The 9,440-nt window shown below is 58.0% G+C and carries 7 protein-coding genes; 4 read left to right on the plus strand and 3 right to left on the minus strand.

Going from position 1 to position 9,440, the window contains the following annotated elements; translation table 11 throughout:
* The coding region (locus tag R6T97_RS05790) for an ATP phosphoribosyltransferase regulatory subunit (RefSeq protein WP_410348346.1) at positions 1-311 on the minus strand (311 nt) is incomplete at its 3' end.
* Complete coding sequence (hisS, locus tag R6T97_RS05795) at positions 311-1,792, minus strand: histidine--tRNA ligase (protein WP_410348347.1); 1,482 nt, start codon at positions 1,790-1,792, stop codon at positions 311-313. The genes hisS and R6T97_RS05790, both read right to left, overlap by 1 nt.
* 112 nt (positions 1,793-1,904) lie before the next feature.
* Here hisS and R6T97_RS05800 point away from each other — a divergent pair, with 112 nt between their 5' ends.
* Positions 1,905-2,108 carry a SlyX family protein gene (locus R6T97_RS05800; protein ID WP_410348348.1) on the plus strand — a complete coding sequence of 68 codons (204 nt, stop codon included), beginning with the start codon at positions 1,905-1,907 and terminating at the stop codon, positions 2,106-2,108.
* Between the two features lie 30 nt (positions 2,109-2,138).
* Here the strand turns inward: R6T97_RS05800 and dnaE are convergent, their stop codons facing one another.
* A complete protein-coding gene (gene dnaE / locus R6T97_RS05805) occupies positions 2,139-5,636 on the minus strand; it encodes a DNA polymerase III subunit alpha (RefSeq protein ID WP_410348349.1) in 3,498 nt (1,165 codons plus the stop codon).
* Between dnaE and R6T97_RS05810 the strand changes: the two genes are divergently transcribed.
* From R6T97_RS05810 to xdhB, 3 genes are all read left to right on the plus strand, one after another.
* Positions 5,630-6,049, plus strand: coding sequence for an ArsR/SmtB family transcription factor (locus R6T97_RS05810; RefSeq protein ID WP_410348350.1), 420 nt, complete (start codon positions 5,630-5,632; stop codon positions 6,047-6,049). The two genes, dnaE and R6T97_RS05810, sit on opposite strands and share 7 nt — an antisense overlap.
* 173 nt (positions 6,050-6,222) lie before the next feature.
* Positions 6,223-7,578: a xanthine dehydrogenase small subunit gene (locus tag R6T97_RS05815; RefSeq protein WP_410348351.1), complete on the plus strand. Its 1,356-nt coding sequence runs from the start codon at positions 6,223-6,225 to the stop codon at positions 7,576-7,578.
* Positions 7,575-9,440: xanthine dehydrogenase molybdopterin binding subunit (xdhB, locus tag R6T97_RS05820; RefSeq protein WP_410348352.1), on the plus strand; the 1,866-nt coding region annotated here is incomplete at its 3' end. The genes R6T97_RS05815 and xdhB, both read left to right, overlap by 4 nt.

Here is a 9,440-nt window from a genome sequence, read left to right on the forward strand (position 1 = left end):
TATTCATTGGCGCGGGTTTCGTCGGTTTCCTGCTTGCGGAATACCTTGCCGGAATAGGTATAACGCACCGGATCAGCGCGGCTTTCCATATGCATCTGCACGACCGGCACGGTGAAATCCGGTCGCAGCACCATCTCACCGTGAAGCGGATCGGAGGTCAGATAAGATCGGGCGCGAATATCCTCGCCATAAAGGTCCAGCAAAGTCTCGGCCGGTTGTAGCACATCCGCCTTGATCACCTGCGCGCCCTTGGAAGCAAAAAGGTCACGCAGACGACGCGCTTCGGTCAGAGTTTCGGGTGAGGTGGGCATCAGCTGTGTTCGTCCAAAATCGCGCGGACTTTCGCGACCATCTCGTCGCGCGGCACCTCATACTGGCTGGGGCGGTCTTTCCACTCTTCCAGCGTCGCGTTCTTGGCGATTTCCGCGCCAAGGATCAGGTCCTTGATCTGCACGATGCCTTTGTCGAATTCATCACTGCCCGCGATGATCGCGACAGGTGAATTCCGTTTATCGGCATATTTCAACTGGTTGCCAAAGTTCTTGGGGTTGCCCAAATAAACCTCTGCGCGGATACTGGCGTTTCGTAATTCCGAAACCATCGTCTGATAGTCCGACATGCGGTCACGGTCCATCACGGTCACAACGACAGGGCCTTGGGCGGTCGTATCAACCCGGCCCTTGGCGCGCAGGGCGGCGAGCAAACGGTCGACACCAATCGAAACGCCGGTCGCAGGCACTTCCTGCCCGGTAAACCGCTTGACCAGATCGTCATAGCGGCCACCGCCCGCGACAGAGCCGAAGTTGCGGGGGCGGCCTTTGTCGTCTTTGATTTCGAACGTGAGTTCAGCTTCATAAACAGGGCCGGTGTAGTAGCCAAGACCACGGACGACAGAAGGGTCAATGACAATACGGTCGGGGCCGTAGCCTTGGGCGGAGAGTAAACCGGAAATCTCAGCCAATTCATCAACGCCTTCACACCCAATAGGCGAACCCTTCACAGCTTCCTTGATGCTCAAAAGGTGCGAAGTCGCCGAGAGTGACATCTCGTTTTGAGTAATAAGCATTACTATTTCAGCTTGCTCGTCTGACAACTGTGCGCCTTTTGTGTAGTCACCGCTTTCATCCTTGCGGCCTTCTCCCAGCAACTCCCGCACACCACTTAATCCCAAGCGATCAAGCTTGTCGATGGCACGCAGAACGATACCGCGCTCTACCTCCTTGTCGTCACCCGAAAGTCCAGCAACCTCAAGCAAACCATTCAGCACCTTCCGGTTATTCACGCGAATAATGTAATCCCCACGCTCGATCCCAACGGCCTCCAGCGTATCGGCCAGCATCGCGCAAATCTCGGCATCTGCGGCCACGGACCCCGCCCCGACCGTATCCGCATCGCACTGGTAAAACTGGCGAAAGCGCCCCGGTCCCGGCTTTTCGTTGCGCCAGACTGGGCCCATCGCATAGCGGCGATACGGGAACGGCAGGTCATTGCGATACTGGGCTGCCACGCGGGCCAAAGGGGCTGTCAGATCATAGCGCAGTGCCAGCCAGTCGCTATCCTCCTCCCAAGCAAACACACCTTCATTCGGACGGTCCACATCGGGCAGGAACTTGCCCAGCGCCTCGACCGTTTCGACAGCTGATGTTTCCAGCGCGTCGAACCCATAGCGATGATAGACACCCGCAATCGTGTTCAGCATTTCGGTCCGGGCGGTCACATCCGTGCCGAAATAATCCTGAAAGCCCTTGGGCGTCTGCGCCTTGGGGCGGGGCTGCTTTTTCATCTTGGCCATGGGGTTGGTCCTGCTGGTCACTTTGCGTTCCCGCGCCGTTTAACCCGCCAATGTCACAGGGGCAATGCAGTCCTCGCTTTCACCGACGCTGCAATTGGGTTAGAAAGCGCGCATGGTTGATCTGACACACCTTGAAGAACAAATCGCCCACCTCACCCGCACGGTCGAGGAGTTGTCGGATGTCGTCGTGCGCCAGGAAACGGAACTGGCGCTGGCGCAACGCCGGTTGGCCATATTGATGGAGCGTGAAGCAGGGCGTGAGATGGACGCAGGCGGTACGGTGCCCCTAGGGGATCAACGCCCGCCGCATTGGTAGCTGCGCACGTAAGGTGGGTTTCAACCCACCCTACATATCTTCAACTTCGATCACACCACCCAAGGACCGCAATGCGCCCTTGATCTGCGGATTGACCGGGAATTCCTCACCGAGGTCCAATTCGACCTCGCCCGGCAAATCATTATTCATCAGGCAAAAGTAAACCGGCCCACGTGCGGCACGCACCGTCCCATTGGCGGCATTCGCCAAGACGGATGCAACCGACCCGATCACCTCTGGCCCGTCAATGAAAACCCGCAATCCTGCACCACCGGCATCCGCGACCACCGCATCAATCGGCGAAACCGAGCGGCCCAATAGCTTCAACTGGTCGGCTTCCATCGTGGCCTCGCATGTCAGCACAATCTGGCTTCCGGTTTCGAGGTATTCACGCGCAGCCTCCAATGTGTCCGAGAACATCGTGACCTCGTACTGTCCCGTCGGATCAGACAGCTGCACAAAGGCAAAGCGGTTGCCCCGCGCCGATTTGCGTTCCTGCCGCCCCGATACGGTGCCTGCCATCTTGACGACGGCCGCACCCTTTGCGGCGCGCGTGATCACATCGTCCAACGTCAGCACCTGCTTGCGCTTGAGTGGTCCCATATAGTCATCCAACGGATGTCCCGACAGATAGAACCCGATCGCCTTGAACTCTTCGGCCAGACGTTCTGCAGGCAACCAGTCCTCACCGCCCGCCAGACGCGGTTCTTGCAGGTCGTCACCGGCATCCCCGAAGAGGGAAACCTGATTGGATGACTTCTGCTCATGGATTGCGGCGGAATAAGCCGTCAACGCATCCAAGCTCATCATTACCCTGCGTCGGTTCGGGTCCAGCACGTCAAAGGCACCCGCACGGGCCAGCATTTCCAAGGGCCGCTTGCCGATCCGTTTGATGTCCACCCTTCGCGCAAAATCGTAAAGGTTCACAAACTCCCTGTCTTCCCGCCCTGCAACGATCAGCCTCATCGCCTCCACACCGACATTTTTCAGTGCGCCCAGCGCATAGACCAGCTTTTGATCTTTCACATCAAACGTTGCCATAGATCGGTTCACGCAAGGCGGGGTATACGCGATCCCCAGTCCCTTCTTCACCTCTTGGAAATACACCCCCAGCTTATCGGTCAGATGAATATCGCAGTTCATCACACCGGCCATGAATTCGACCGGGTGGTTCGCCTTCAGCCAAGCGGTCTGATAGCTGACAACGGCATAGGCCGCCGCGTGGGATTTGTTGAAGCCATAGTTGGCAAATTTTTCGAGCAGGTCGAAAACCTCGCGGGCCTTTTTCGGTTCTACCCCGTTCGCTTTCGCGCCCTCTTCGAATTTTGGGCGTTCCTTGGCCATTTCCTCGGCGATCTTTTTACCCATCGCACGACGCAGCAAATCCGCACCGCCAAGGCTGTAACCTGCCATGACCTGCGCAATTTCCATCACCTGTTCCTGATAGACGATGATCCCTTGGGTTTCCTTGAGGATATGGTCAATCGACGGATGGATCGATTCCAGCTCCTTTTGCCCGTTCTTCACCTCGCAATAGGTCGGGATATTCTCCATCGGGCCGGGCCGATACAGCGCCACAAGGGCGACGATATCTTCGATACAGGTCGGCTTCATCCGCTTGAGCGCATCCATCATGCCGCTGGATTCCACCTGAAACACCGCTGTCGTCTTGGCGCTGGAATAAAGCGCATAGGACCTGTCATCATCCAGCGGGATCGCCCCGATGTCGTATTCAAAGCCTTCGGGCGCGTCGTAGAGTTTCGCACCATCAGCCGCGACATTCAGCGGGCGCCCTGTTTTTTTGATCAACTCCACCGCGTTCTGGATGACGGTCAGGGTCTTCAGACCCAGAAAGTCGAACTTCACCAGCCCGGCCTGTTCCACCCACTTCATATTGAACTGGGTCGCAGGCATGTCCGAGCGCGGGTCCTGATAAAGAGGGACCAGTTCATCCAGCGGCCTGTCGCCGATTACGACACCGGCGGCGTGGGTGGATGCATTGCGCAACAGACCTTCGACCTGCTGGGCATAGGTCAGCAGGCGATCCACGACTTCTTCGTTCTTGGCTTCCTCGCGCAGACGCGGCTCATCAGCGAGCGCCTTCTCGATCGAAACCGGTTTGACCCCTTCGACAGGGATCATCTTGGACAGGCGATCCACCTGGCCATACGGCATCTGCAAGACCCGCCCCACATCGCGCACCGCTGCCTTGGACAAGAGCGCACCGAAGGTGATGATCTGCCCCACCTTGTCGCGCCCGTATTTGTCCTGCACGTAGCGGATCACCTCTTCGCGGCGGTCCATGCAAAAATCGATATCAAAGTCAGGCATCGACACACGTTCAGGGTTCAAAAAGCGCTCGAACAGCAGCGAATAACGCAACGGGTCAAGGTCGGTGATCAGCAGCGCGTAAGCCACCAGAGAACCGGCACCAGACCCCCGGCCTGGTCCTACAGGAATACCATTATCCTTGGCCCATTTGATGAAATCAGCCACGATCAAGAAGTAGCCGGGGAACCCCATCCCTTCGATAATGCCCAGTTCGAACTCGAGGCGTTTTTCATAATCTTCCACGGGGGCGGCATGGGGGATGACAGCCAAGCGGGCCTTCAGCCCCTCTTGGGCCTGACGCCGAAGCTCCGCGACCTCGTCATTGGCAAATTTGGGCAGAATCGGCGCGCGTTTATATGCCTTGAAGGCGCAGCGTTTGGCAATCTCGACGGTGTTCTCGATCGCTTCGGGCAGATCGGCAAACAAGGTCGCCATTTCCTGCGGCGATTTCAGATAATGCTGCGGCGTGAGCCTGCGGCGCGGTTCCTGCTGATCGACATAGGCGCCCTCGGCGATACAGATCAGCGCATCATGGGCCTCATAAAGCTCGGTCTTGGGGAAATAGGCATCATTGGTCGCCACCAGTGGCAGGCCCTTTGCGTAGGCCATCTCGATATGGCCGCGCTCCGATAACCGTTCGGCCTCTGGCAGACCGTCACCCGGATGCCGCTGCAATTCGATATAAAGCCTGTCGGGGTACGTCGCAGCCAAGCGATCCACAAAGGCTTCTGCCTTGGGGCGTTGGCCCTGGCGTAGTAACCGCCCCACCGGTCCATCAGGACCACCCGAAAGGCAGATCAGCCCTTCATGGTACCGCGCCAGTTCCTCTAAACTGACCTGTGGCAACTGCCCTTGCGCGTCGAGATACGCGCAAGAGTTAAGTTTCATCAGGTTCATATAGCCTGCCTCGGACTGCGCCAGCAAAACAATCGGTGCAGGTTCTTCGGCACGCTTGCCAGGTTCAGGGGGCAAAAAGGTCACATCCAACTGACAGCCGATAATAGGTTGCAAACCAGCTTTGGACGCGCCTTCGGAAAACTCCAGCGCACAAAACATGTTATTGCTGTCGGTCACGGCGACAGCGGGCATACGCATTCCAGTCACTAGAACGGGTAGCTTTTTCACCGGAATGGCACCCTCCAGAAGAGAGTATTCCGTATGGACACGCAGGTGAATGAATCGGGGATCATTTGACATTCCAGCAAGGTAGCGAATGCCCGCGCCATCGCAAGCGAGGTATTTCATTAGCTGATCAGCTAACTATCTTGACACCACGATTTACCGGCTCGATGCTTAGCCATATGACTAAGCAACTTGATTCCTTTTTCGGCGCCATGTCCGACCCGACCCGCCGCGCCGTGATTGAACAGCTCGCATCTGGCCCGGCCAGCGTCAGTGCATTGCACGCGGCACACAACATGGCACTGCCCACATTCATGCGGCACCTCAAGGTATTGCAAGACACTGGCATCGTCAGGTCCATCAAAAAAGGCCGCGTGCGGACTTGCCACATTGAGGCGGCTCCACTGATCGCAGCGCAAGGCTGGCTCGCCTGGCAGCGCGAAATCTGGGAAAATTCCGTTGACGAGGACATACCCTCAAGACGCTGAAACTGCCCAAATAGACAGCGCCCATCCGACCTGCTCTGGCTCGTCGTCATAAAACTCCTTGCCAAATGGCCTCTGCGCGGTTTTCATAGCCGTCAGCATACGAGACAGGTGTCTACGTCGCATCGACACCTGAGGACCCTCGCACCGATTTGGTAAGGCGGCAGGTTTATATCATGAATGTCACGTTTCTTCTCAACGGGGAAACCGTGCAAGTCGATACGGATGCGACCCGCACCCTGCTTGACTGGCTGCGCGAAGACCGCGCGCTTTGCGGCACGAAAGAAGGTTGCAACGAGGGTGACTGCGGGGCCTGTACCGTGATGGTGACCGATAACGACGGCGCCAAGGCACTGAATGCCTGTATTTTGTTCCTGCCACAGCTGCATGGCAAAGCCGTGCGGACCGTGGAAGGGATCAGCGGGCCCGATGGCACGCTCCATCCTGTTCAGCAGGCCATGATCGATCACCACGGCTCACAATGCGGGTTCTGCACGCCCGGCTTCATTGCATCCATGGCGACAGGGCACCTGCAAGGGCGGACAGACCACGACGATGTGCTGGCGGGAAACCTGTGCCGTTGCACGGGCTACGCGCCGATTGTTCGGGCCGCACAAGCGGCGGCAGACGCCGACGTTCCTGTGTGGGTGAAAGATGATACGCCGCCGCTGGACGCCCAGCATTACGCGCCCGAAACGCTTGACGCACTTGCCGGATGGTATGCGGCGAACCCCGACACGACGCTCATCGCCGGTGCGACGGATGTGGGGCTATGGGTCACCAAACAATTGCGCGACCTGCCAAAAGTCACGTTTCTGAACCGTTGCACCGAATTGCGCGCGATTACGCAGACAGAAAACACCATCCATTTCGGCGCAGCCGTCACCATGACGGAAGCTTTGTCCGTATTGCGTGATATGCACCCGTCCTACGCGGAAATGGTCCGGCGCTATGGCTCTGAGCAGGTGCGCAATGCAGCGACCATCGGCGGTAATATCGCAAACGGATCGCCGATCGGTGACAACCCGCCTGCTTTGATTGCATTAGGAGCCACCTTGCACCTGCGCCACGATGAGAAAACGCGTGAGTTGCCGATTGAGGATTTCTTTATCGCCTATGGCAAACAAGATCGTGCTGCGGGCGAAATGGTGACGGGGATCACACTGCCAAAGTCAGCGCCCCTTCTGCGCTGCTACAAAATATCCAAACGCTTCGATCAGGATATCTCGGCGGTCTGCGGCTGTTTCAACGTGACTGTTGAGCGCGGCATTGTCACAGAAGCGCGGATTGCTTTTGGCGGCATGGCAGGCACCCCGCACCGAGCACACAAAGTCGAGGCCGCGCTGACCGGAGCACCATGGTCAACTGAAACAATCGGCAACGCCGCAGCCTTTTTCGCGGATGACTACAAGCCGATGTCAGACATGCGGGCCAGTGCGGACTACCGGCTCAAAGTCGCGGAAAACCTGCTGCACCGCTACTTCGCCGAAATGACCGGACAGGCCACATCGGTGCTGGAGGTGACATCATGAGCATCGCAAAGCTACTGCCCCATGATGCCGCCGCCCTACATGTGACCGGGGCCGCGCGCTATATCGACGACATCCCGACGCCAACCGGTACACTGCATCTGGCCTTTGGCACATCCGAAATCGCTTGCGGGCAGGTCAGCGCGATGAACCTTGCAGCGGTGAAAAGCGCCCCCGGCGTGGTGACTGTGCTGACCGCCAGTGATCTGCCTTTTGCAAATGATGTCTCACCGTCCGTCCATGACGAACCGTTGCTGGCCACGGGCACGGTGCATTATCTGGGACAACCACTCTTTCTGGTGGTGGCAAATTCCCATCTGGCTGCGCGAAAGGCCGCGCGACTGGCCGACGTGACTTATGCAGACGACACCCCGATCCTGACCATTGAGGATGCGATGGCAGCAGGCAGCCATTTTGAAGACGGTCCGCGCATCTGGACGAAGGGAGATGTGGACCAAGCCTTGCAGAAGGCCACACATCGGGTGCGGGGCGAGATCAACATGGGTGGTCAGGAGCACTTCTATCTTGAAGGGCAGGCTGCGCTTGCGCTGCCGCAAGAAGGCGGTGACATGGTCGTGCACAGCTCGACCCAGCACCCCACCGAAATTCAGCACAAGGTGGCCGATGCATTGGGCGTACCGATGCACGGCGTGCGCTGCGAAGTGCGACGCATGGGCGGCGGGTTTGGTGGCAAGGAAAGTCAGGGCAACGCGTTGGCCGTCGCCTGTGCAGTAGCTGCAAGGCAAACTGGTCGTCCCTGCAAGATGCGCTATGACCGCGACGACGACATGATGATCACCGGCAAACGACATGATTTCCGTATCAGCTATGACGCAGGCTTTGACAGCGAAGGCCACCTGACCGGCGTTGATTTCACGCAAATTGCCCGCTGTGGCTGGGCGCTGGATCTCTCGTTGCCGGTGGCCGACCGCGCAATGTTGCATGCGGATAACGCCTATCATTTGCCCGCCTCGCGGATCACTTCGCACCGTCTCAAGACAAATACGCAATCTGCCACCGCCTTTCGCGGGTTCGGCGGCCCGCAGGGGGTTGTCGGGATAGAGCGTGTCATGGACCATATCGCGGCAGAGCTGGGCATTGACCCTGTGCTTGTACGCCAGCGGAATTACTATGATGCGATGGACAGAGGGGGGCTGTCTGCCCCCCACGCTACGCGCCCCCCTGAAGGTATTTCCGAACATGGGAAGATAGGGCGGGCTACGCGGTTTGCCGGGACCTATTCGCCCAAGCAACAACTGCAAACCACGCCCTATCACATGCCCGTCACTGATTTCATCCTGCATGAGATGACGGAGGCTTTGCTGGCATCCTCTGGCTATACCGCACGCCGTGCCGCGATTGCAGATTGGAATGCCGGACAGTCAGTGTTGAAAAAGGGTATTGCCTTCAGCCCTGTTAAGTTCGGCATTTCCTTTACGCTCACACACCTCAATCAGGCCGGTGCTTTGGTCCATGTTTATCAAGACGGCTCTGTTCACATGAACCATGGCGGGACCGAGATGGGACAGGGCCTGTTTCAGAAAGTGGCACAAGTGGCAGCCGCCCGTTTCGGGATCAGTGTGGAGCAGGTCAAGATCACTGCGACAGATACCGGCAAGGTGCCCAACACCTCGGCGACAGCCGCTTCTTCCGGAACCGACCTGAACGGGATGGCCGTAGCCAATGCCTGCGATATCATTCGTGACCGGATCGCCGCCTGTCTGGCTGAACTGCATCAGACCACATTGGAACATGTGCGTTTCGAGGACGGTAATGTCTTTGTCGGGAATGCCCGTATGCGTTTCACCGAGGCAGCGCAGACCGCCTATGTCAACCGCGTCAGCCTCTCTTCTACCGGATTTTAC

Origin of the sequence: Yoonia sp. (genome assembly GCF_046498525.1) — a bacterium.
In the GTDB taxonomy this organism is placed as follows: domain Bacteria; phylum Pseudomonadota; class Alphaproteobacteria; order Rhodobacterales; family Rhodobacteraceae; genus Yoonia.

Excerpts from the sequence above, each read along its gene's own strand:
- hisS (WP_410348347.1), bottom strand. The coding sequence starts at position 1,792 with ATGGCCAAGATGAAAAAGCAGCCCCGCCCCAAGGCGCAGACGCCCAAG.
- dnaE (WP_410348349.1), bottom strand. The coding sequence starts at position 5,636 with ATGTCAAATGATCCCCGATTCATTCACCTGCGTGTCCATACGGAATAC.
- R6T97_RS05800 (WP_410348348.1), top strand. The coding sequence starts at position 1,905 with ATGGTTGATCTGACACACCTTGAAGAACAAATCGCCCACCTCACCCGC.
- R6T97_RS05815 (WP_410348351.1), top strand. The coding sequence starts at position 6,223 with ATGAATGTCACGTTTCTTCTCAACGGGGAAACCGTGCAAGTCGATACG.